Source organism: Pseudomonas sp. App30, assembly GCF_047947025.1.
Taxonomy (GTDB): Bacteria; Pseudomonadota; Gammaproteobacteria; order Pseudomonadales; family Pseudomonadaceae; genus Aquipseudomonas.
Map to the genome: position 1 here is coordinate 5456458 of NZ_CP133165.1, position 22064 is coordinate 5478521.

Here is a 22064-nt window from a genome sequence, read left to right on the forward strand (position 1 = left end):
GCGGCCTGCGGCCGCTGCTACAGCGTAGCAGCGGCCGCAAGGCCGCGTCCGGCCACACCTCAACCTCACGCCGTAACCGAATGCTCCTGGTCGCGGATGATCGCGTCGTCCAGCAACTCCAGCAGCGCCTTGCGTACCTTGAGCTTGGTCTTGCGATGGGCGCTCATGTTGATCTTCTTCAACTGCTGCGCCGCCGCCAGCGCCTGCTCGCGCAATTGCTCGGCCGGCACCACCACGTCGAGGAAGCCTGCGTCCACGGCCGTCTTGGGCGTGAACATCTCGCCATTGATCACCGAGCGGTGGAAAGCCGCCTTGCCCAGGCGGTCACGGGCCAGCTCGATGCCGGCGTGGTGCATGGTCATGCCGATCTGCACCTCGTTCAAGCCAATGCTGAACGGCCCCTCGACGCCGATGCGGTAATCCACCGACAGCAGCAGGAACGCACCCTTGGCCACGGCATGGCCCGGGCAGGCGACGACGACGGGGAAGGGGTGCGACAGCAACCGGCGCGCCAGGGTCGAGCCCGACGTGACCAGGCCGATGGCCTGTTGCGGGCCGGCGGTCATGACCTTGAGGTCATAGCCGCCGCTCAGGATGCCAGGCTGGCCGGTGATGATGACCACGGCGCGATCCTGCTCGGCACGGTCCAGCGCTGCATTGAAGGCGGCGATGACCTCCGGGGAAATCGCGTTGACCTTGCCGTTGCTCAGCGTCAGCGTGGCAATGCCATCTTCCAGGTGGTAATCGATCAACTCGCTCATGACGGTGTTCCTTGTTAGGGTTTTGCCGCTGACGTTACCCAGCCCGCAGGGCCAGGTAAAGCGCCGTGACTGACCCACCAGTCACGCTTGCCGCCGCTACCCGCACCGGCCGGGCAACCCCCGCCCGCCATGGCCGGTTTGCCCCGAACACAGGCCATTTTCCCGGGATCGGCATAACTGCATGAAAAAATTGAAAAAAATGTTTGCCATTAGAAAAGCTTTCGACTACATTAGCGCGCCTCGACAGACAGAACATGTTTGAAGAGAAAACGGTGAAGTGTCCGAGTGGCTGAAGGAGCACGCCTGGAAAGTGTGTATACAGGAAACTGTATCAAGGGTTCGAATCCCTTCTTCACCGCCATATTCGATACGCAAGAGACCCCTGAAACGGCAACGTTTCAGGGGTTTTTTGTTTGTGCATGTTTCTCAGGATTGAATGCGGGCGGTTGTTGCTCTACGGTCTGCCGCGAAAAGTCTGAAGGGAACCGTGTCGATGTCTGAAATCTTTACTCCTTGGGACTCGGCCGAGTATCTCGCGTCCGAGGTGGATATGGCTCTCTATCTGGACGCCTGTGTCAACGAGGCGGGAGATGATCCTGCTTTTATTGCGATGGCGCTGGAGACTATTGCACGTGCCACTGAGCGCCACCGCCCAGACCGTCAGCCCCCCTCTCAATGACGGGGGCTCCCCACTTCACGCATGCAACCCCTGCAGCCTCCCATTCAACTTCGAAAACGTCCGGCTATCCGCCACTGCCGTCAGCTTGCGGCCGTCCTTCAAGGTGGCGATGAACGTCACTTGTTCTTCCTTGCCGCCCAGCCACAGGCCCGCCACCAGGCCGATGGGGCCGGCGACCAGGGCGCCGGCGAAGCCCCAGCCGATGGCGCCGCCCAGGCTGCGGTTGACCTCGTGGTTGGCGACGGTGATGTTCTTGATGCGGTTGAGGGGGATCCGTTCCCCGGGGGAAGGGTGGTTGGCAGTCTTGAGTGTGAGCGATCCATTGCTGTACTCGCCTTCGCACTGCAAGAAATCACCGGCTTTTATTGTCAGCTTCATGGTGGGGATTTCCAGGTTGAATGCATTCATTTTCAAACCTTTGGAATAGCTCAACGCTGACGCAAGTCAATGTCGCGCGACGAGAGGCGACGATTTCGGGCTGCTGCGCCACAGCCACAGGCCGAGGGCCAGCACGCTGATGGCGGCGCCTGCGGTGACAATGCCCGACCAGCCGAAGCGGCTGAACAATTGCGTGCCGAGGGCCGAGCCCATGGCGCCGCCAATGAAGTAGCAGGTGATGTAGCCGGCGTTCAGGCGGTTGCGCGCCTGGGGGCGCAGGGCGTAGACGGCGTTCTGGTTGCTGACGTGGGTCAGCTGCACGGCCAGGTCGAGGATCAGCACGCCGGCCAGCAGGGCCCACAGTGAGTGCCCGGCGAGTGCCAGGGGCAGCCAGGCCGCGAGCAGGGCGGCGAGGCCGATGAGGGTGGCCAGGTTGCCCTTGCCGCGGTCGGCCAGGCGGCCGGCAGCGCTGGCAGCCAGGGCGCCGGCGGCACCCGCCAGGCCGAACAGGCCGATGGCGGCATCTGAATAGCCGTAGGGCGGGGCGGCCAGCAGGAACGCCAGGGGTGTCCAGAACAGGCCGAACAGGCAGAACGACAGCAGGCCCAGCCAGGCGCGCAGGCGCAGCACCGGTTCTTCCACGAACAGGGTCAGCACCGAGGCCAGCAGTTGCGGGTAGCTGAGCCCGGCCGACTGTTGCCGGCGCGGCAGCGACAGCCCCAGGGCAATGGCGCACAGGCTCAGCAACGCGGCAGCCAGCAGGTAGATGGTGCGCCAGTCGGCCAGTGAAGACACCAGCCCGGCCGCCGTGCGCGCCAGCAGGATGCCCAGCAGCAGGCCGCTCATCAGCGTGCCCACCACCCGGCCGCGGTGCTCGGGCGCCGCCAGGCTGGCGGCCATGGGCACCAGCACCTGGGCCACCACCGAGAACAGCCCGGTCATGGCAGTGCCCAGTAACAGCAGCGGCAGGTTGGGGGCGAAGGCGCTGATCAGCAGCCCGGCGGCGCTGAGCAGGGTCATGGTGACGATCAGGCGGCGCTGCTCCAGCAGGTCGCCCAGGGGCACCAGCAGGAACAGCCCGGCGCCGTAACTCAGCTGCGCGGTGATGACGATGGTGCCGGCGCTGGCGGCGCTCAGGCCCAAGTGCTGGGCAATGGTGTGCAGCAACGGCTGGGCGTAATAGTTGCTGGCTACTGTAAGGCCGGTGGCGATGGCCATCAGCAGGATCAGGGCGCTGCTCAACGGTTTTTCACGGGGCGAAGACATGGCGGCTTTCCAAGGCAGTGGCAGTCGGGGCAAGTATCGGTACTGGCTATCCATGACACCAATGTATTGTTGTCATCGAAATGATCGTGAAACGAGATGGGTGCCATGAACCTCAAGCAGATCGAATACGCCCTGGCGGTGGCCGACGAAGGCAGCTTCACCCGCGCGGCGGCGCGCTGCCACACGGTGCAGTCGGCGCTCAGCCATCAGATCGCGCGGTTGGAGCGCCAGCTGGGTGCGCAATTGTTCGAGCGCACCTCGCGGCGGGTGGCGTTGACCCCGGCGGGCGAGGCGTTCGTGCGCAGCGCCCGTGCGGCGCTGGACGCCACCCGGCGCATTGGCGACGACGTGGCGGCAGCCTGTGGCCAGGTGCGCGGCCGGTTAAGCCTGGGCATGATCTCGTCGCTGACCGGCCTGGACCTGGTGGAACACATCGCCGCCTTTCACCAGCAATATCCCCAGGTGGATATCCACCTGAATGTGGGCCGCAGTGAATGGATGGTGGAGGAGGTGCGCGGGCGGCGCATGGACGTCGCCATGATCGGCGTGTGGCCGGGTGCGCCGGTGGAGGGGGTGGCGCTCAGGGCGTTGGTGGATGAAGAGCTGGTGGCGGTGCTGGCGCCGGGGCATCCGTTGGCGGCCGCGCAGCGCTTGCCGTTGGCGCAGTTGGCAGATCAGCCATTGGTGGATTTTGCGGCGGGCACCGGCGCGCGGCGGCAGACGGACGAGGCGTTTGCGGCCGCCAACCTGGCGCACCGGGTGCAGTTCGAGATCACCGACATGCGCCTGGTGGAGCAATTCGTGCGCCGTGGCCTGGCGGTAGGGCTCGTGCCTGCCGCCGTGGCCCAGGGGTTCGAAGGGGTAGTGGCGGTGCCGATCAGCGATGCGCCGGTGCGCCGCGTCTACGCCATCTGGTCGAACACCCCGACCCCGGCCGCCCAGGCCTTTGTCGCGATGCTCGAACAGACCCTGGCCGATCAGGCGCCGAAGCCACCGTCGATGGTCAGGCTGGCGCCGGTGATGTAGCCCGCTTCCGGGCCGGCCAGGTAGCTGACGAAGCTGGCGATCTCGTCGGCATGGCCGTAGCGTTTCACCGCCATGAAGCCCAGCATGATGTCGGCGAAGTCGCCGTTGGCCGGGTTCATGTCGGTGTCCACCGGGCCGGGCTGCACGTTGTTGATGGTGATGCCGCGCGGGCCGAGGTCGCGGGCCAGGCCTTTCACCAGGCCCACCAGCGCCGATTTGCTCATGGCGTAGGCGGCACCGCCTTCAAAGGGCATGCGGTCGGCGTTGGTGCTGCCGATGTTGATGATGCGCCCGCCGTCGCCCATGTGCCTGGCAGCCGCCTGGCTGGCGATGAACACGCTGCGCACGTTGACGGCGTAGGTGCGGTCGAAGTCTTCCAGGCTGAACTCGGCCAATGGGCCGAGGGCCAGCACGCCGGCGTTGTTGACCAGGATGTCCAGGCGACCGAAGGTTTGCACGGTCTGTTCCACGGCGCCGCGAATGGCGTCGGCGTCGGCGCTGTCGGCCTTGATGGCCAGGGCCTTGCCGCCCTCGGCGGTGATGCTGTCTGCCAGTGCCTGGGCTGGGGCCTGGGAGCTGACGTAGGTGAAGGCCACGGCAGCGCCTTCGCTGGCCAGGCGCTTGACGATGGCGGCGCCGATGCCGCGGGAACCGCCTTGTACCAAGGCCACTTTGCCGCTGAGTTTCGCTTGATTCGACATGAGGGTGCTCCAGTTGCCAAGGCGGAATGCCTTGGTTGATGGGTTCAGTATCGACTGCTGATTATGCTGCCGGTAGACCATGGTTGAGATAGGCTGTGTAAACCAACGGTATCGAATGGCGGCCATGGAAACCTTCAGCAGCATAGAGTGTTTTGTCCGCAGCGCCGAAGCCGGTAGCTTCGCCGAGGCGGCGCGGCGCCTGCACCTGACTCCCGCAGCGGTGGGCAAGAACGTGGCGCGGCTGGAAGCGCGCATGGGCGTGCGCCTGTTCCAGCGCAGCACCCGGCGCTTGACCCTGACCGAGGCGGGGCAGCGCTTCCTGGCGGAAGTCAGCGCCAGCTTCGGGGTGATCCAGAATGCCGTGGCCAACCTGGCCGGTGCCCAGGGGCAGCCGGCGGGCACCTTGCGGGTCAGCATGGGCACGGTGTTCGGGCGCCTGTACGTGGTGCCGCTGCTGGGTGAGTTCCTGCGCCGTTACCCGGACATTGCCCCGGACTGGCATTTCGACAACCGCCAGGTCGATCTGATTGGCCAGGGCTTCGATGCCGCCATCGGCGGCGGGTTCGAGCTGCCCCAGGGCGTGGTGGCGCGCAAGCTGGCGCCGGCCCATCGGGTGCTGGTGGCGTCAGCCGGCTACCTGGCGCGGCGCGGACCGGTGCGCACCCCCGAAGACCTGGAGCAGCAGGACGGCATCCTGATCCGCTCGCCGCAGACCGGGCGGGTGCGCAGTTGGCCGTTGACCGGGCGCCAGCAGGCGCAGGCAGAATTGCGTTTGCCGGCGCGCATGACCCTCAGCGATTCCGACGCGGCGTGCGTGGCGGCGCAGCAGGATTTGGGCATTGCCCTGGTGAGCATGCCGTTCGCGGTGCCGTACCTGCAGGCGGGGACGTTGCAGCGGGTGCTGCCGGACTGGTACGTGGATGATGGGCATATCTGGCTGTACTACGCCGAGCACAAGTTGCTGCCGGGCAAGACCCGGGCGTTCATCGATTATCTGCTGGAGCAGTTCACAGCCCAGCGCCTGGCCGAGCGTTTCACCGCCTGACGGCTCCCGTACCTGCACTTGCCTTCCTTGCGTGGGAGTGGGCTCTGCCCACGAAAAGGACGCCACCGGGTGTCAGGTATTGCGCAGGGTTCTTTTCGCGGGTAGAACCCGCTCCCACAGGCTATGGAAAAAGCGCGGCGCCTGGGGACGCGGCCTGGTGGCCGCTGCTACGGGTCATGCGGCGTGGATGACCCGTAGCAGCTGCCGTAGGCTGCGTCCGCCCCCAACGCGGTATACCTGGAAAAGCGCGGTGGCTGGGGACGCGGCCTGGTGGCCGCTGCTACGGGTTATGCGACGTGGATGACCCGTAGCAGCTGCCGCAGGCTGCGTCCGCCCCAAACACGGCATACCTGGAAAAGCGCGGTGGCTGGGGACGCGGCCTGGTGGCCGCTGCTACGGGTCATGCGACGTGGATGACCCGTAGCAGCTGCCGCAGGCTGCGTCCGCCCCCAACGCGGTATACCTGGAAAAGCGCGGCGCCTGGGGACGCGGCCTGGTGGCCGCTGCTACGGGTCATGTGACGTGGATGACGGTATAGGCCTGGCGCACGGCTGCCACGGTGATGTTGACCTCGTCATCCTCGCGCTTGCCCAGCAGGCTCTGCCCCAGCGGCGAGCGCGGGGTGATGACGGTGACCAGGCGCCCGTCCAGGGTGATCTTCAGGCCAGCCGCCTCGGGCCCCAGGAACAGCCATTGCAGCTGGCCGTTCTTCGCTTCCAGGGTCACCAGCGCGCCGACTTCGATGCCGCGCTGTTCGTCGTATTCCCGCAGGGTCAGCTGCTGGTACAGCCCCTGCGCCTGGCGGATTTCTTCCATGCGCCGCGCCTGCCCGGTGGCCAGGTACGAAGCCTCCAGGCCCAGGGTGTCGTATTTGTTTTCGGCGACGTTCTCTTCGTGGGTCGCGGTTTCGTAGGCGGTCTGGGCGGCGCGCTGCAGCACGTCGAAGTCTTGCGCCAGGCGTTCGACGATCAGCTGCCGCAGGGCGTGCTTGTCCATTTCAGTTGCAGAACTTGAGTACATTGGTGCGGCTCTTGTCGGTCGGGGCGGTGCGGTCCTGCTGCAGCCAGAACTGGCACTTGGGGTCCTGGCTGTGGTTCTGCGCGTCGCCCTGGCTCTGTTCCTGGCGGCGCAGGTTGTCCTTGTACTGGTCGAACATGGCCGAGCTGTCGTCCGGGGCGCGCATGGCCGGCGGCGGTGGCGCCGGGGTGGCCACGGCCAGCGGCGCGTTGAAGAACAGCTTGTAGCCCAGCCAGGTGGTCAGGGCGATGGCCAGGAACCCCAGCCAGATACCCAGGGCAATGCAGCCCACCAGTTGCGCGGGGTTGAGGGTGACGAGCAATTGGCGGTGATTGGGACGGTAAGGCATGACGGGCCTCCTGGCGGCGCGGGCAGGGTTATGATTGTCTCACGTGCGATGACTTTGCCTCTACAATGCCCGATTTTGCCCGGAGGGCGTGATGGAAGCGAACATGAAAGCCTCCTGGGACATTTTCTGCTGTGTGGTCGACAACTTCGGCGACATCGGCGTGACCTGGCGCCTGGCCCGGCAGCTGGCCGCCGAACATGACGTGGCCGTGCGCCTGTGGGTCGACGACCTGAAATCGTTCGAGCGGCTGTGGCCGGCGGTGCAGCCGAGCCTGGCCAGCCAGCGCCACGAAGGCGTGGAGATTTGCCAGTGGCCGCAGCAGTGGCCCGCCGTGCAGGCCGCCGACGTGGTCATCGAAGCCTTCGGCTGCAAACTGCCGGCGGACTATCGCGCGGCCATGGCAGCGCGCCCGGCACCTGCGCTGTGGCTGAACCTGGAATACCTTAGCGCCGAAGGCTGGGTGTCGGGTTGCCATGGCCTGCCATCGCCGCAGCCGGACCGCCTGCAGAAGTATTTCTTCTTTCCCGGCTTTGTCGAGAAAACCGGTGGGTTGTTGCGTGAAAGCGGCTTGCTGGCGCGCCGCCAGGCGTTCCAGGCCGACCCCGAGGCGCGTCGCGCGTTCCTGGCCAGCCTGGGCGTGACGGTGGCCCCAGGCGCCCGGCTGGTGTCGTTGTTTGCCTACGAGAACGCCAGCCTGGCCGGGTGGTTCGACGCCATGGCCGCCGATGCCTCGCCCACCCACGTGCTGGTGCCCCAGGGCCGTGTGCTGGGGGACGTGCAGGCGTGGCTGGCAGTGGATGAGCTGGCGGTGGGCGCCGTGCATCGTCGTGGCGCCCTGACCGTGCAGGTGGTGCCGTTCGTCCGCCAGGACCAATACGACCTGCTGCTGTGGAGCTGCGACTTCAACGCCGTGCGCGGCGAAGACTCGTTCGTGCGCGCGCAATGGGCCGGGCAACCGCTGTTGTGGCACATCTATGAACAGGAAGAGTACGCGCACTGGGAGAAGCTCGAAGCCTTCCTGGCGCTCTATGTAGAGGCCTTGAGCCCGGCGGCGGGGCAGGCGCTGACCGACCTGTGGCGCGCCTGGAACCAGGGCCTGGCCATGGCCGACAGCTGGCGGCGGGTGCTGGAACACTGGCCGGAGCTGGCCGCCAATGCCCGCCAATGGGGCGAAAAGCAGGCCGCTCAGCCTGATCTTGCGACGGCGCTGGTACAGTTTTACCGAAATTGGATATGATACGCGGCCTAGATTTTTGTAAATCCATCCAAATTCGGATATTCGCAATGAAAACTGGTAAAGAGCTTAAACCCGGTACCGTGATCCGTATCGACAACGACCCTTGGCTGGTTCAGAAAGCTGAATTCACCAAGTCGGGCCGTAACAGCGCGATCATGAAGACCAAGCTGAAGAACCTGCTGACCGGCTACAAGACTGAAACCGTCTACAGCGCCGACGACAAGCTGGACGACGTGATCCTGGATCGCAAGGAAGCCACCCTGTCCTTCATCAGCGGTGACTCCTACACGTTCATGGACACCACTGACTACACCATGTACGAGCTGAACGCCGAAGACATCGAATCGGTACTGCCATTCGTTGAAGAAGGCATGACCGACGTCTGCGAAGCCGTATTCTTCGAAGGCCGCCTGGTTTCCGTTGAGCTGCCGACCACCATCGTGCGTCAGATCGACTACACCGAAGGTTCGGCTCGTGGCGACACTTCCGGCAAGGTCATGAAGCCTGCCAAACTGAAGAACGGCACCGAGCTGAGCGTTGCCGACTTCATCGAGATCGGCGACATGATCGAGATCGATACCCGCGAAGGCGGTTCGTACAAAGGTCGCGCCAAGTAATTCTGGCCCCTCCTGCGTAACAAAAAGCCCGACCATGAGTCGGGCTTTTTTGTGCCTGGGATTTGTGCGCCGCAGGCTTACACCGCCACGTGCAGGCGTACATCCACGTTGCCGCGGGTGGCGTTGGAGTACGGGCACACAAGGTGGGCGGCGTCTACCAGCGCCTGGGCGTCGGCTTGTTCCAGGCCCGGCAGGCTGATGCGCAGGTCGATGTCCAGGCCGAAACCGCCAGGGATCTGGCCGATGCCCACTTCGGCAGTGATGCGGGTGTCGGCGGGCAGGGCGCGCTTGGCCTGGCCGGCGACGAATTTCAGCGCGCCGATGAAGCAGGCCGAGTAGCCGGCGGCGAACAGCTGCTCAGGGTTGGTGGCTTCGCCGCCGGCGCCGCCCAGTGCCTTGGGGGTGGCCAGTTTCACGTCAAGGATGTTGTCGCTGGACACGGCGCGGCCATCACGACCACCGGTTGCAGTTACGGTTGCGGTATAGAGCGTTTGCATGGTGACACCTCAAGGCTGAATGTTTGGGGGTGTTGTCTGGGTACGGGGTTAGATTAGTGCGCTAATAGTTTGCGCGCAAGATAAATAATCGAAGGGCACGACGAACGGCGCACCCGTGGGCGGGAATCAGAGGCTTTCGTGCAGGTTGCCGCGCAGCTCCAGCAGGTCGCCCTGCAGCTTTTTCAGGCGTTCCACGGTCTCGCCGGTGGCGGCCAGGATGCAGCCGGGGATGGTCTTGGCCTTCTCGCGCAGGGCGCGGCCCTGGTCGGTGAGTTGCACGATCACCACGCGCTCGTCTTCACGGCTGCGGGTGCGGCTGAGCAGGCCTTCGGCTTCCAGGCGCTTGAGCAGCGGGGTCAGCGAACCGGGGTCGGTCAGCAGCCGGGTGCTGATTTCGCCCACGGTCAAACCGTCCTTTTCCCACAGCACCATCATGGTCAGGTACTGCGGGTAGGTGAGCTCCAGGGCTTGCAACAGCGGTTTGTAGACCTTGGTCATCAGCAGGGAGGTGGAGTACAGGGCAAAGCACAATTGGCTGTCGAGCAGCAGATCGTCGCAATGGCCTTCGGCAGCGCTGGAAGTGGGGCGGTCGGCGTTCATGCTGATCCTTGATTCAATTGAAGCGGGCGAATTTAGCGTCGAGGTGTTTAACGCGCCAGCTAATTCATCATGGCCGTATGGGCGGCTTCTTGAAAGGTTTGAGCCACGGACCACGCCCATAGTTCGTTAAATTACAACTTGAAGCCCTCGGCGATATGGTCGGCCAGGCAGTCGGTGATCGCGTTCTGCGTGCTGTCGTTGCGCAGCAGCATAATGCTCGCCATGGGCAGCTGCGGCAGGCCCTCGGCTTCACCGAGGATGCGCAGGTCCGGGGTAATCAGGCTCTGCAGCTGCGCGGTCACCGCAAGGCCGGCGCTGACCACTGCCATGATCGCCGCCAGGCTGGGGCTGGAGTAGGCGATGCGGTAGGGCTTTTGCCGCGCGTCCAGGGCGTTGCAGGCCCAGATGCGGCAGAAGCAGTCGTTGTTGAACATGGCCAGCGGGATGGGGTTCTGCTCCACGGGGTTGAAGCCGATGGCCTGGGCCCACACGAAGCGTTCGTGGCGCAGCATCTGGCCAATCTCGCTGCCGGGCTCGCGGGTGACGATGGTCAGGTCCAGGTCCTGGCGCTGCATCAGTTGCTTCGAGCTTTCGCAATGCACCTCCACCTGCACCAGCGGGTAGGCCTGGGCGAATTGCGAGAGGATGCCGGGCAGGAAACGCATGGCGTAGTCGTCCGGCGTGCCGATGCGCACCGTGCCGACCATGTGCGGCTCGCGCAGGGTGGTGAACACTTCGCTGTGCAGCTTGAGGATGCGCCGCGCATAGCCCAGCAGGATCTGGCCTTCGGCGGTCAGGCGTACCTGGCGGCCGTCGCGCTCGAACAGCTGGCGCTGGAGGATGTCTTCCTCCAGGCGTTTCATCTGCATGCTCACCGCCGACTGGGTGCGGTTGACGCGCTCGCCGGCACGGGTAAAGCCGCCCTCATCGGCGATGGCGACGAAGGTGCGCAACACCTCTGAGTCGATGCTCTGGTACTGGGACATTCATCAATCTCCGAGATGCGAGGCATAAGAAACATTCGTTGGATTGATCATATGCCCGGCGCGACACTGAGTCATCCCCAACTGGAGGGTCGGATGATGAAAGGTCAAAAGGGTTATGTGCTGGTGATGCGGGTGCCGTTCCACGGCGTGTCGTTCCAGGGCCTGTTGCAGCGTGTGCGGCGCTGGCGGCAGTTGGCCTGGGAGCGCCGGCAACTGGCGGCCATGAGTGACGACATGCTCAAGGACATCGGCATGTCCAGGGCCGACGTCAGTCGCGAGACCGAACGGCCGTTCTGGGATGATCCACTGAAGAAATAAGCGCTGGCGAGGCGCCGGTGCCAGGGCTAACGTAGGGCAGGTTCACAAGGAGTGGTGCATGCCCGACTCATTGTCCATTGCCCAGGCCCGGCGCCTCGCGCTGGCCGCTCAGGGGTTCGCCCCGCGGCCGTTGCGCACGGCGCTGGCGCCTGGGCACCTGCTGAAGATGGTGCAGCGCCTGGGCGTGCTGCAGATCGACTCGGTGAACGCCGTGGTGCGTTCGCATTACCTGCCGCTGTTTTCGCGCCTGGGCGCTTACTCCCACGGCCTGCTTGATGACATGGCCTGGGGCCGTGGGCGCCAGCGCAAGCTGTTCGAATACTGGGGCCACGAAGCCTCGCTGCTGCCCCTGGAGCTTTACCCGGCCATGGCCTGGCGCATGGCCAGGGCTGCCCAGGGCAGGGGCATCTACAAGCAGCTGGCGCGCTTTGGCCTGGAGCAGAAGCCGGTGCTGGCGCGGGTGCTGGAGGCGGTGCGCGAGCAGGGCGCCCTTGGCGCTGGCAGCCTGTCCACCCGCCAGGAGCGCGCCGGGCCCTGGTGGGACTGGAGCGCGGAAAAACATGCGCTGGAATGGCTGTTCGCCGCCGGCGAGCTGACGGTGGCTGGGCGGCGTGGCTTCGAGCGTCTTTATGACTTGCCCGAACGGGTGATCCCGGCGGCGGTGCTGGCAGCGCCTGCGCCCAATCTGGCCCAGGCCCAGCGTCAGCTGTTGCTGCACGCGGCCACCGCTTTGGGCGTGGCCACCGAGAAAGACCTGCGTGATTACTTTCGCCTGGAGCCTGGCGACACTCGCGCGCGCCTGGCCGAGCTGGTGGAAGAGCGCCAGCTGCAGCGTTGCACGGTAGAGGGCTGGTCACAGCCGGCGTACCTGCTGCGTCAGGTGCGCATCCCGCGCCAGGTCACGGCCAGCGCCTTGCTGTCGCCCTTCGATTCGCTGGTGTGGGAGCGCGACCGCACCGAGCGGCTGTTCGATTTTCGCTACCGGCTGGAGATCTACACGCCGTCGCACAAGCGTGTGTACGGCTATTACGTGCTGCCGTTCCTGCACAACGAGCAGATCGTGGCGCGGGTGGACGTGCGGGCGGCACGCGCCACGGGTGAGCTGCGCGTGCTGGCGGTGCACGATGAACAGGGGCGCCTGGACGCCGAAGGCCTGGCGGCCCTGGCCGGGCAGTTGAAAGCGATGGCGGGGTGGCTGGGCCTGGCGTCGGTCACCCTGGAGTGCCAGCGCCACGCCCCGTTCCTGTAGCCGTGGCCTAGCGGCGGACCTGCTTCAGCGTCTCGGCAATCATGAACGCCAGTTCCAGCGACTGGTCGGCGTTCATGCGTGGGTCGCAGTGGGTGTGGTAGCGGTCCGACAGGCCATCTTCGGTGATCGGCCGCGCGCCGCCGATGCATTCGGTGACGTTCTGCCCGGTCATCTCGATATGGATGCCGCCGGCGTAGGTGCCCTCGGCCTCGTGGGCCTGGAAGAACTGCTTCACCTCGCTGAGGATCTGCGCGAAGTCACGGGTCTTGTAGCCGCTGCTGGCCTTGATGGTGTTGCCATGCATGGGGTCGGAACTCCACAGCACCTGGCGGCCCTCGGCCTTCACCGTGCGCAACAGGCGGGGCAGGTGGTCGGCGACCTTGCCTGCGCCCATGCGTGCGATCAGGTTGAGGCGGCCGGGGTCGTTGTCCGGGTTGAGGGCGTCGATCAGGCGGATCAGTTCGTCGGGCTGCATGCTCGGGCCGACCTTGACGCCGATGGGGTTGTTCACCCCGCGCAGGAACTCCACGTGGGCGCCGTCGAGCTGGCGCGTGCGGTCGCCGATCCAGAGCATGTGCGCCGAGCAGTCGTAGTAGTCGTTGGTCAGGCTGTCACGGCGCACGAAGGCTTCTTCGTAGTTGAGCAGCAGCGCCTCGTGGGCGGTGAAGAAGCTGGTTTCGCGCAGTTGCGGCGCGCTGTCCAGGCCGCAGGCACGCATGAACGCCAGGGTTTCGTCGATGCGGTCGGCCAGCTGGTGGTATTTGTGCGCCAGCGCCGATTCGGCGATGAAGTCCAGGTTCCACTTGTGCACCTGGTGCAGGTCGGCGAAACCGCCCTGGGCGAAGGCGCGCAGCAGGTTGAGACTGGCCGTGGACTGGTGGTAGGCCTGCAGCAGGCGCTCCGGGTCGGGGGTGCGGCTTTTCTCGTCGAAGCCGATGCCGTTGACGATGTCGCCGCGGTAGGCGGGCAGGGTGACGCCGTCGATGGTTTCGTCATTGGCCGAACGCGGCTTGGCGAACTGCCCGGCCATGCGCCCCACCTTCACCACCGGGCAGCCGGCGGCAAAGGTCATGACAATGGCCATCTGCAGCAGCACCTTGAAGGTGTCGCGGATCTTCGCCGCCGAGAACTCGGCGAAGCTTTCCGCGCAGTCGCCGCCCTGCAGCAGGAATGCGCGGCCCTGGGTAACCTCGGCGAACTGCCGGCGCAGCTCGCGGGCCTCGCCGGCGAACACCAGCGGCGGGTAGCTGGCCAGGGTCTGCTCCACGTGGGCCAGGCGGCTGGCATCGGGGTAGAAGGGTTGTTGCTGGATCGGCAAGGCGCGCCAGCTGTCGGGGCTCCACGGAAGGCTCATGACAGGCTCTTATGCAAGGTGTTGATAGGTGAGTCGATGGTACCACCGTCACGCCCTGTGGGAGCTGGCTTGCCAGCGAGCTTTTAATGCTCAACAGCTCGCTGGCAAGCCAGCTCCCACAAGGGCCGCTGCTACGGTGTGCGCTGGGCCAATAAATGCGACAATCGCATTTTTCCAGGCTTGATGAGCGCCCGTGGTGCAAGACAACGAACCCGAAGTAACCCGTGAGCGCGTCGAGCGTCTGCTGGCCGAAGTGCATGATCAGTTCGGCATGATCCGTGTGCTGGAAGTGGAGGATTACCGCTTCCTGGAGTTTGGCGATGCCATTGAGCAGAGCTGTGTGTTCACCGCCGACCCCAGCTGGCTGGAGTATGACTACACCCGCGCCATGCTGATTGGCGCGCTGTGCCACGAACAGCCCGAGAGCGCGCTGTTCCTGGGGCTGGGCGCCGGCACCCTGACCCAGGCGTGCCTGAAGTTCCTGCCGCTGGAGGACGTCGAGGCCATCGAGCTGCGCCCCGACGTGCCGCGCCTGGCCATCGAGTACCTGGGCCTGGACGACGACCCGCGGCTGTACATCCGCACCGGCGACGCCATCGAGCTGTTGCCCACCGCGGAGCCGGCGGACCTGATTTTCGTCGACCTGTACACCGACCACGGCCCTGGCGTGGGCCATCTGGCCTGGCGTTTCCTGGAAGACTGCCAGAAGCGCCTGAACCCGGGCGGCTGGCTGGTCATCAACCAGTGGGCGGGCGACGACGGCAAGCCGTTGGGCGCGGCGCTGCTGCGCGGCCTGTACCATCGCCACTACTGGGAGCTGCCGGTGACCGAGGGCAATGTGATCCTGATCATTCCCGCCGAGCTGGACCAGGACCTCGACCTCGACGGCCTGAAAGCCCGCGCCGATGCCCTGGCGCCGCGCCTGGGCTACTCGCTGCAGGCGCTGATCGCGCAGCTGCGCCCGGCCTCCTGAGTCACTGCCCGGTAAAGGTGCCGGGCCGGCGCTCGTGAAACGCCGCCAGGCCTTCGCGGGCGTCGTCGCTGCCCAGCAGCAGGTGCGCCTGGGCGTGCAGGGTGGCGACGCTGGCCGCCTCGCCCTCCAGCACCGCCAGCCGCGCCGACGCCAGGGTGGCCTTGACGCCCAGCGGCGCCTGGGCGGCAATCCGTTCGGCCAGGTGCAGGGCGTTGGGCAGCAGGTCCTCGCTGGCCATCACTTCCTGCACCAGCCCCAGGCGCAGGGCCTCGTGGGCGTCGAACTCGTCACCGGTCAGCAGCCAGCGCATGGCGTTGCCCCAGCCGGCTATCTGTTGCAGGCGCACGGTGGCGCCGCCGAAGGGGAACAGGCCGCGCTGCACTTCCATCTGCGCGAAGCGCGTGTTGCTGGCGCACAGGTTGATGTCGGCGGCCAGCATCAGCTCGATGCCGATGGTCAGGCAATAGCCTTGGGCGGCGACGATCAGCGGTTTGCTCAAGGTCGGCCCCAGGCCCACGCGCCACGGGTCCAGGCCGCCTTCCGGCAGCTTCCAGCCCTGCACGAAGGCGGTGTTCACCGCCGCCAGGTCGAGGCCGGCGCTAAAGTGCTCGCCGTGGCCGTACAGCACCGCGGCGCGGGCGGCGGGCTCGCGCTCGTACTCGCCGTAGGCCAGGCTCAATTGTTCCAGCAGGGGCAGGTCGAAGGCGTTGCGCTTGGCGGCGCGGTCCAGGCCGATCAACATCACGTTGCCACGCAGTTCGCGGCTGACGTGGCCGGGGCAGGGTTGGCTCATATCGGCATCCTCGGGGGCAAGGGGTGAAACGATTAAGCCAGGGCGCCGGGCGCGCAGGTCTCTAGCAAAATAGACGCGCGGCCGATGTTGCGCAAAGCCTGTGACAATCGTGGGTTCAGCCGTCTGATAACGATAAAAAACTCTCACGTGCACGGTGATTTCAGGTATAGTGCGCGCCGGTCTTTAATCAGGCCACGTTTAGGTAGCGCAATCCCCCGAAGACAACTTCGACTGCACGTCCGTTCCGCGGACTCTTCCTAACGTTTCTTTTTTTTCATTCAATCGTTTTCGCAAATCCCCGCCGACAAAGCTGCCAGGGTGACTCTCGAGTCTTACAAGGCATGCGCAGCTTTGGAGCATGGGTCTTTGCGGATGCACTTAGAGGCAGACCCATGACCCAGGAAACCGGCGGCTTCGCCGCTCTCGGACTTAACCCGAACATTGTTGCAGCCGTCATCGCGACTGGCTACGAAGAGCCGTCGGCTATTCAGCAGCAATCGATCCCAATCATCCTGGAAGGTCATGACATGATCGGCCAGGCGCAGACTGGTACCGGTAAAACCGCTGCCTTCGCACTGCCGATTCTGAATCGCATCGACCCGAGCAAGCGCGAGCCGCAAGCCCTGATCCTGGCGCCAACCCGTGAGTTGGCGCTGCAAGTAGCCACTGCATTCGAAACCTACGCCAAGCAGATGCCTGGCGTAACCGTAGTGGCCGTGTATGGCGGTGCCCCGATGGGCCCGCAACTGAAAGCTATCCGCAACGGCGCGCAAATCGTCGTGGCAACCCCTGGCCGTCTGTGCGACCACCTGCGTCGTGACGAGAAGGTCCTGGCCACCGTGAACCACCTGGTTCTCGACGAAGCCGACGAAATGCTCAAGCTGGGCTTCATGGACGACCTGGAAGTCATCTTCAAGGCCATGCCCGAGTCGCGTCAGACCGTACTGTTCTCGGCTACCCTGCCGCAGTCGATCCGCGCAATCGCCGAGCGTCACCTGAAAGACCCGAAACACGTCAAGATCCAGAGCAAGACCCAGACCGTTACCGCGATCGAGCAGGCTCACCTGCTGGTTCACGCTGACCAGAAGACTTCCGCTGTCCTGCGCCTGCTGGAAGTGGAAGAGTTCGACGCCCTGATCGCCTTCGTGCGTACCAAGCAAGCCACCCTGGACCTGGCCAGCGCCCTTGAAGCCAAAGGCTACAAGGCTGCCGCCCTGAACGGCGACATTGCCCAGAACCAGCGTGAGCGCGTCATCGACTCGCTGAAGGATGGCCGCCTGGACATCGTCGTCGCTACCGACGTCGCTGCCCGTGGCCTGGACGTACCGCGCATCACTCACGTGTTCAACGTCGACATGCCGTACGACCCAGAGTCCTACGTTCACCGTATCGGCCGTACTGGCCGTGCCGGTCGCGAAGGCCGTGCCCTGCTGCTGGTCACCCCGCGTGAGCGCCGCATGCTGCAGGTTATCGAGCGTGTAACTGGCCAGAAGGTTGCCGAAGTTCGCCTGCCGAACGCCCAGGCTGTGCTTGATGCCCGCATCAAGAAGCTGACCAACGGCCTGGCGCCGCTGGTTGCCGACGCAGAAGCCACCCATGGCGACCTGCTGGACCGCCTGACCGCTGACATCGGCTGCACTCCACGTGCCCTGGCCGCTGCCCTGCTGCGCAAGGCCACCAATGGCCAGGCGCTGACCCTGGAAGCGGTAGAGCGCGAGCAGCCACTGGTGCCGACCAGCGCGCCGCGTGAGCGTACCGGTGGTGACCGTCCTGAGCGTGGTGACCGCGAGCGTCGCGCGCCAATGCCTCTGGGCGAAGGCCGTGCACGCTGCCGTACTGCCCTGGGTGCTCGCGACGGTATCGCCGCGAAGAACCTGCTGGGCGCTATCCTCAACGAAGGCGGCCTGGCCCGCGAAGCGATCGGCCGTATCCAGGTACGCGACAGCTTCAGCCTGGTCGAGCTGCCTGAGGAAGGTCTGGAGAAGCTGCTGGCCAAGCTCAAGGACACTCGCGTTGCCGGCAAGCAGCTGAAGCTGCGTCGCTATCGCGAAGACTGATCCTGCCTTGCGGCTGATCTGAAATGAAAAATCCCCGGCCTGGTGCCGGGGATTTTTTTTGCCTGCGTGTGGGGCGGGACGCGGCCTGCGGCCGCTGCTACAGAGGCCCTGCGTAGCAGCTGCCGCCAGGCGGCGTCTGTCAATCGAAGCGATAGATATCCATGCCGAGCGCGCCCAGGGTCCAGCCCGCGTGGGCCAGGCCGAAGGTGTCGCCTGCGCCGCGGGCGAAGTACAGCGGCAACAAGTGCTCGTCGCTGGGGTGGTTCTTCGCCGCAAAGGGCGCTTGCTGGCGGTAGTCGAACAGCGCGGCCTGGTCATCGGCCTGCAGTTTTTCCAGCATCCAGTCGCGGAAGGCCTTGGCCCACGGCGTGGCGCTTTCCGGGCCGGCGTGCCAGTCCAGTTCGCGCAGGTTGTGGGTGATACTGCCCGAGCCGATCAGCAGCACGCCTTCGCCGCGCAAGCCGGCCAGGGCCTGGCCCACCAGGTGTTGCAACTGCGGCCCCAGGCGGCTGGGCAGCGACACCTGCACCACCGGAATGTCGGCCGCCGGGTACATCAGCGACAACGGCACCCAGGCGCCGTGGTCGAACGGCCGTTGTGGGTCCAGGCGCGCCGGCAGGCCGGCGTCGGTCAGGCGCTGGGCAATGTCCGCGGCCAGGGCGGGTTCGCCGGGCGCCGGGTACTGCACGGCAAACAGCTCGGGCGGGAAGCCGCCGAAGTCGTGCCAGGTTTCCGGGGCCGGGCTGCTGGCCACCAGCAGCTCGCGGCTTTCCCAGTGCGCCGACACCACCACGATGGCTTTTGGGCGCGGCAGTTCGGCGGCCAGCCTGGCAAGTGCCGGGCCGCTGGCGCCGGGCTGCAGGGCGAGCATGGGCGAACCGTGGGAGATGAACAGGCTGGGCAGCATGATTGAAGTCCTGAGCGTTGAGATGGGATTATCATCGGCCAGTGATTGATCTAAATCTAATATAAGTTTTAGTGCCGTTTGATCGAATTGATGGGGTAAAGCATGCAGGCTGATTTTTGGCAGGAGCGCTGGCAGCGCAACCAGATCGGTTTTCACCAGGCGCAGGTCAACCCGTACCTGCAGCGCCATTGGCCGGCCCTGGGCGTTGCGCCTGGCGCCCAGGTGCTGGTGCCCTTGTGCGGCAAGAGCCTGGACCTGGCGTGGCTGGCGGGGCAGGGCGTGCGGGTGCTGGGCGTGGAGCTGGCGGAGAAGGCCGTGCAGGCATTTTTCCATGAGCGGCAGCTGCAACCCCAAGTACACGCCGAGGGCGCGTTCACGCGCTACCAGGCGGGTGATGTGCAGCTGTGGTGCGGGGATTTTTTCGCGCTGACGGCGCAGGACGTGGCCGGTTGTACGGCGCTGTACGACCGCGCTGCGCTGATTGCCTTGCCGCCGGAGATGCGTCGCCGCTACGTGCAGCACCTGACGGCGATTCTGCCCAAAGGCTGCGCGGGGCTGCTGGTGACGCTGGATTACGACCAGGACGTGCTCCCCGGGCCGCCGTTCGCGGTGCCGGATGATGAAGTGCAGGCGTTGTGGGGCGGTCAGTGGCAGGTCGAGCAGCTGGAGTGCCGGGACATCCTGGGGGAGGGCGGCAAGTTCGTCGATGCCGGCGCCCAGCGCCTGCACGAGCGCGCCTACCACCTCACCTCGTAGCCGCTGCCGCAGGCTGCGCTGGCCCTTGTGTACGCTGGAGATCTCCAGTGTGGCTCAGGGCCAGCGCAGCCTACGGCAGCGGCTACAGGTGGTGTTGCGCCTCCATCAACCGCGGCGGCGCAGCGCCTCGATGCGGTCTTCCAGCGGTGGGTGGCTCATGAACAGGCCAGCCAGGCCGTGCTTGAGGCCGCCGTTGATGCCGAAGGCGGTCAGGGTGTCAGGCATGTGCACTGGCACGCCCTGTTCCGAGCGCAGGCGCTGCAGGGCGCCGATCATCGCCCCGGTGCCCGCCAGGCGAGCGCCGGCTTCGTCGGCGCGGAATTCACGCTTGCGCGAGAACCACATGACGATGACGCTGGCCAGGATACCCAGCACCAGTTCGGCGAAGATGGTCGCGATGTAGTAGGCCATGCCCTGGCCTTCCTCGTTCTTGAAAATGACCTTGTCGACGAAGTTGCCGATGATGCGCGCGAAGAACATCACGAAGGTGTTCACCACGCCCTGCACCAGCGCCAGGGTGACCATGTCGCCGTTGGCCACGTGGCCGATCTCGTGGGCCAGCACCGCTTTCACCTCGTCGGGCGAGAAGCGCTCCAGCAGGCCCTGGCTGACCGCCACCAGGGCATCGTTCTTGTTCCAGCCGGTGGCGAAGGCGTTGGCCTCGTAGGCCGGGAAGATGCCCACCTCGGGCATCTTGATGCCGGCCTCGCGGGACAGCTGTTCAACGGTCGCCAGCAGCCACTGTTCGTGGCGGGTGCGTGGCTGGCTGATGATTTGCGTGCTGGTGCTCATTTTCGCCATCCACTTGGAGATGAACAGCGAGAACAGCGAGCCGGCGAAGCCGAACACGGCGCAGAAGACCAGCAGTTGTTTGAGGTTCAGATCCACGCCGTTGGCTGCCATGAACCCGTTGAAGCCAAAAAGGCTCAGGGTGATGCTGGCAATCAGCACGACCGCAAGGTTGGTGGCTAGAAACAGCAAGATGCGCATCATGGTTGTTACGTACTCCTAACGGAAGAAATTGTCGCGTTGACGGGTATATAAGGGGAGGGCCCCGGCGATTCAACAACGCGACTATTTCAAACTGTGTCACAACCATGATTCTAGACAGCAGGGCGCTACCGCCGTGGGGTGGCGGGATCAGTGGTTGTTCGGAGAAGTGTTACCAAATGCGTAGCAGCTGCCGCCAGGCTGCGTCAGGGCTCCACGGGGTGGGGCTGACGCAGCCTGGCGGCAGCTGCTACGGGGGGGTATTACTGCTTGTAGTTCTTCAGGAAGCCGCCGATGCGGCCGATGGCCTGTTCCAGGTCGTCGACGCGCGGCAGGGTGACCACGCGGAAGTGGTCAGGCCATGGCCAGTTGAATGCGGTGCCCTGCACCACCAGCAGTTTTTCCGACAGCAGCAGGTCCAGCACGAACTTCTCGTCGTTGTGGATCGGGCACACTTTCGGGTCGATGCGCGGGAACGCGTACAGCGCGCCCATGGGCTTCACGCAGCTCACGCCAGGAATGTCGTTGAGCAGTTCCCAGGTGCGGTTGCGCTGCTCCAGCAGGCGGCCGTTGGGCAGTACCAGATCGTTGATGCTCTGGTAGCCGCCCAGGGCGGTCTGGATGGCGTGTTGGCTCGGCACGTTGGCGCACAGGCGCATGTTGGCCAGGATGTCGATGCCTTCGATGTAGCTCTGGGCGTTGTGCTTGGGCCCGGAGATGGCGATCCAGCCGGAACGGAAGCCGGCCACGCGGTAGGACTTGGACAGGCCGTTGAAGGTCAGGCACAGCAGGTCCGGGGCCAGCGAAGCGGTGCACACGTGCACGGCGTCGTCGTAGAGGATCTTGTCGTAGATCTCGTCGGAGAACACCACCAGGTTGTGCTGGCGGGCGATTTCCAGCATGCCCAGCAGCACTTCCTTCGAATACACCGCGCCGGTGGGGTTGTTCGGGTTGATGATCACCATGGCCTTGGTGTTGGGGGTGATCTTGGCCTTGATGTCGTCCAGGTCAGGCCACCAGTTGGCCTGCTCGTCGCACAGGTAGTGCACGGCGTGGCCGCCGGCCAGGCTCACCGAGGCGGTCCACAGCGGGTAGTCAGGCGCCGGTACCAGCACCTCGTCGCCGTTGTTGAGCAGGGCCTGCAGGGCCATCACGATCAGCTCGGAGACGCCGTTGCCCAGGTAGATGTCCTCGATGCCGATGCCTTCCACCTGCTTCTGCTGGTAGTACTGCATCACGGCCTTGCGCGCGCTGAACAGGCCCTTGGAGTCGCTGTACCCTTGGGCGGTGGGCAGGTTGCGGATCACGTCCTGGAGGATTTCGTCCGGCGCCTCGAAGCCAAACGGCGCCGGGTTGCCGATGTTCAGCTTGAGGATGCGGTGGCCTTCCTCCTCCAGGCGTTTGGCGTGCTTGAGCACCGGCCCGCGAATGTCATAGCAGACGTTGGCGAGCTTGTTCGATTTGCTGACCTGCATGATGGAATCCCAAGGAAAAAAAGTGCCGCGAGA

23 protein-coding genes, 1 tRNA gene and 1 pseudogene are annotated in these 22064 nt (G+C 65.3%); 11 read left to right on the forward strand and 14 right to left on the reverse strand.

All coding sequences use genetic code 11. The features are described from left to right. Positions 1 to 65: 65 nt before the first annotated feature. A complete protein-coding gene (locus tag RAM80_RS25080; protein WP_416423098.1) occupies positions 66 to 761 on the reverse strand; it encodes a crotonase/enoyl-CoA hydratase family protein in 696 nt (231 codons plus the stop codon). 271 nt (positions 762 to 1032) lie between these two features. On the opposite strand from RAM80_RS25080, the gene RAM80_RS25085 reads away from it, so the two are divergent. Next, positions 1033 to 1122, forward strand: a tRNA-Ser gene (locus RAM80_RS25085). A gap of 132 nt (positions 1123 to 1254) precedes the next feature. Further along, positions 1255 to 1440, forward strand: a complete 186-nt coding sequence (locus tag RAM80_RS25090) for a DNA-binding protein (protein ID WP_416423099.1) — start codon at positions 1255 to 1257, stop codon at positions 1438 to 1440. A gap of 15 nt (positions 1441 to 1455) precedes the next feature. Here RAM80_RS25090 and RAM80_RS25095 read toward each other — a convergent pair whose 3' ends face one another. Beyond that, positions 1456 to 1848 carry a hypothetical protein gene (locus tag RAM80_RS25095; protein ID WP_416423100.1) on the reverse strand — a complete coding sequence of 131 codons (393 nt, stop codon included), beginning with the start codon at positions 1846 to 1848 and terminating at the stop codon, positions 1456 to 1458. 36 nt (positions 1849 to 1884) lie between these two features. After that, on the reverse strand, positions 1885 to 3084 hold the full coding sequence (locus tag RAM80_RS25100; protein ID WP_416423101.1) for an MFS transporter: 1200 nt from the start codon (positions 3082 to 3084) through the stop codon (positions 1885 to 1887). Positions 3085 to 3189: 105 nt separating this feature from the next. Between RAM80_RS25100 and RAM80_RS25105 the strand changes: the two genes are divergently transcribed. Further along, on the forward strand, positions 3190 to 4110 hold the full coding sequence (locus RAM80_RS25105) for a LysR substrate-binding domain-containing protein (protein WP_416423102.1): 921 nt from the start codon (positions 3190 to 3192) through the stop codon (positions 4108 to 4110). Here the strand turns inward: RAM80_RS25105 and RAM80_RS25110 are convergent. Continuing rightward, a complete protein-coding gene (locus RAM80_RS25110; RefSeq protein ID WP_416423103.1) occupies positions 4062 to 4811 on the reverse strand; it encodes a 3-oxoacyl-ACP reductase family protein in 750 nt (249 codons plus the stop codon). The genes RAM80_RS25105 and RAM80_RS25110 overlap by 49 nt on opposite strands. A gap of 124 nt (positions 4812 to 4935) precedes the next feature. On the opposite strand from RAM80_RS25110, the gene RAM80_RS25115 reads away from it, so the two are divergent. After that, the gene (locus RAM80_RS25115) at positions 4936 to 5856 is read left to right on the forward strand and encodes a LysR family transcriptional regulator (protein WP_416423104.1); all 921 of its coding nucleotides are present in this window, start codon (positions 4936 to 4938) and stop codon (positions 5854 to 5856) included. A 513-nt stretch (positions 5857 to 6369) separates the two neighbouring features. On the opposite strand, the gene RAM80_RS25120 is transcribed toward RAM80_RS25115, so the two are convergent. Together RAM80_RS25120 and RAM80_RS25125 are read right to left on the reverse strand one after the other, a co-directional pair. Next, positions 6370 to 6852: a GreA/GreB family elongation factor gene (locus tag RAM80_RS25120; RefSeq protein WP_416423105.1), complete on the reverse strand. Its 483-nt coding sequence runs from the start codon at positions 6850 to 6852 to the stop codon at positions 6370 to 6372. Between the two features lies 1 nt (position 6853). Further along, complete coding sequence (locus tag RAM80_RS25125) at positions 6854 to 7222, reverse strand: hypothetical protein (RefSeq protein ID WP_416423106.1); 369 nt, start codon at positions 7220 to 7222, stop codon at positions 6854 to 6856. 103 nt (positions 7223 to 7325) lie between these two features. Here RAM80_RS25125 and earP point away from each other — a divergent pair, with 103 nt between their 5' ends. Together earP and RAM80_RS25135 are read left to right on the forward strand one after the other, a co-directional pair. Then, on the forward strand, positions 7326 to 8459 hold the full coding sequence (gene earP / locus RAM80_RS25130) for an elongation factor P maturation arginine rhamnosyltransferase EarP (protein ID WP_416423107.1): 1134 nt from the start codon (positions 7326 to 7328) through the stop codon (positions 8457 to 8459). A 47-nt stretch (positions 8460 to 8506) separates the two neighbouring features. Continuing rightward, complete coding sequence (locus tag RAM80_RS25135; protein ID WP_008370499.1) at positions 8507 to 9076, forward strand: elongation factor P; 570 nt, start codon at positions 8507 to 8509, stop codon at positions 9074 to 9076. Between the two features lie 77 nt (positions 9077 to 9153). Here the strand turns inward: RAM80_RS25135 and RAM80_RS25140 are convergent, their stop codons facing one another. The 3 genes from RAM80_RS25140 to RAM80_RS25150 all read right to left on the reverse strand — a co-directional run bounded on the left by RAM80_RS25140 (position 9154) and on the right by RAM80_RS25150 (position 11159). Further along, positions 9154 to 9573, reverse strand: coding sequence for an organic hydroperoxide resistance protein (locus tag RAM80_RS25140; RefSeq protein ID WP_416423108.1), 420 nt, complete (start codon positions 9571 to 9573; stop codon positions 9154 to 9156). 126 nt (positions 9574 to 9699) lie between these two features. After that, positions 9700 to 10173: a MarR family winged helix-turn-helix transcriptional regulator gene (locus RAM80_RS25145; protein WP_416423109.1), complete on the reverse strand. Its 474-nt coding sequence runs from the start codon at positions 10171 to 10173 to the stop codon at positions 9700 to 9702. A 131-nt stretch (positions 10174 to 10304) separates the two neighbouring features. Further along, complete coding sequence (locus RAM80_RS25150; RefSeq protein ID WP_416423110.1) at positions 10305 to 11159, reverse strand: LysR family transcriptional regulator; 855 nt, start codon at positions 11157 to 11159, stop codon at positions 10305 to 10307. 96 nt (positions 11160 to 11255) lie between these two features. On the opposite strand from RAM80_RS25150, the gene RAM80_RS25155 reads away from it, so the two are divergent. Together RAM80_RS25155 and RAM80_RS25160 are read left to right on the forward strand one after the other, a co-directional pair. Continuing rightward, positions 11256 to 11477 (forward strand): DUF1127 domain-containing protein, encoded by a 222-nt coding sequence (locus RAM80_RS25155; protein ID WP_416427557.1) that lies wholly within the window; start codon positions 11256 to 11258, stop codon positions 11475 to 11477. 58 nt (positions 11478 to 11535) lie between these two features. Next, entirely contained in the window at positions 11536 to 12726 is a 1191-nt protein-coding gene (locus RAM80_RS25160; RefSeq protein WP_416423111.1) for a winged helix-turn-helix domain-containing protein, read from the forward strand. A gap of 7 nt (positions 12727 to 12733) precedes the next feature. On the opposite strand, the gene RAM80_RS25165 is transcribed toward RAM80_RS25160, so the two are convergent. After that, complete coding sequence (locus RAM80_RS25165) at positions 12734 to 14080, reverse strand: class II 3-deoxy-7-phosphoheptulonate synthase (protein ID WP_416423112.1); 1347 nt, start codon at positions 14078 to 14080, stop codon at positions 12734 to 12736. 271 nt (positions 14081 to 14351) lie between these two features. Between RAM80_RS25165 and RAM80_RS25170 the strand changes: the two genes are divergently transcribed. Next, a complete protein-coding gene (locus RAM80_RS25170) occupies positions 14352 to 15053 on the forward strand; it encodes a spermidine synthase (RefSeq protein ID WP_416427558.1) in 702 nt (233 codons plus the stop codon). Between the two features lies 1 nt (position 15054). Here RAM80_RS25170 and RAM80_RS25175 read toward each other — a convergent pair whose 3' ends face one another. Next, entirely contained in the window at positions 15055 to 15846 is a 792-nt protein-coding gene (locus RAM80_RS25175) for a crotonase/enoyl-CoA hydratase family protein (RefSeq protein WP_416423113.1), read from the reverse strand. Between the two features lie 358 nt (positions 15847 to 16204). On the opposite strand from RAM80_RS25175, the pseudogene RAM80_RS25180 reads away from it, so the two are divergent. Further along, positions 16205 to 17903 (forward strand): annotated as a pseudogene (locus tag RAM80_RS25180) (DEAD/DEAH box helicase). A gap of 139 nt (positions 17904 to 18042) precedes the next feature. On the opposite strand, the gene RAM80_RS25185 reads toward RAM80_RS25180, so the two are convergent. Continuing rightward, positions 18043 to 18810 (reverse strand): DODA-type extradiol aromatic ring-opening family dioxygenase, encoded by a 768-nt coding sequence (locus tag RAM80_RS25185; RefSeq protein WP_416423114.1) that lies wholly within the window; start codon positions 18808 to 18810, stop codon positions 18043 to 18045. A gap of 102 nt (positions 18811 to 18912) precedes the next feature. On the opposite strand from RAM80_RS25185, the gene RAM80_RS25190 reads away from it, so the two are divergent. After that, positions 18913 to 19566: a thiopurine S-methyltransferase gene (locus tag RAM80_RS25190; protein ID WP_416423115.1), complete on the forward strand. Its 654-nt coding sequence runs from the start codon at positions 18913 to 18915 to the stop codon at positions 19564 to 19566. A 105-nt stretch (positions 19567 to 19671) separates the two neighbouring features. Here RAM80_RS25190 and htpX read toward each other — a convergent pair whose 3' ends face one another. Continuing rightward, on the reverse strand, positions 19672 to 20559 hold the full coding sequence (htpX, locus tag RAM80_RS25195) for a protease HtpX (protein WP_416423116.1): 888 nt from the start codon (positions 20557 to 20559) through the stop codon (positions 19672 to 19674). 260 nt (positions 20560 to 20819) lie between these two features. Next, the gene (locus RAM80_RS25200; RefSeq protein ID WP_416423117.1) at positions 20820 to 22031 is read right to left on the reverse strand and encodes a pyridoxal phosphate-dependent aminotransferase; all 1212 of its coding nucleotides are present in this window, start codon (positions 22029 to 22031) and stop codon (positions 20820 to 20822) included. Positions 22032 to 22064: the final 33 nt, after the last annotated feature.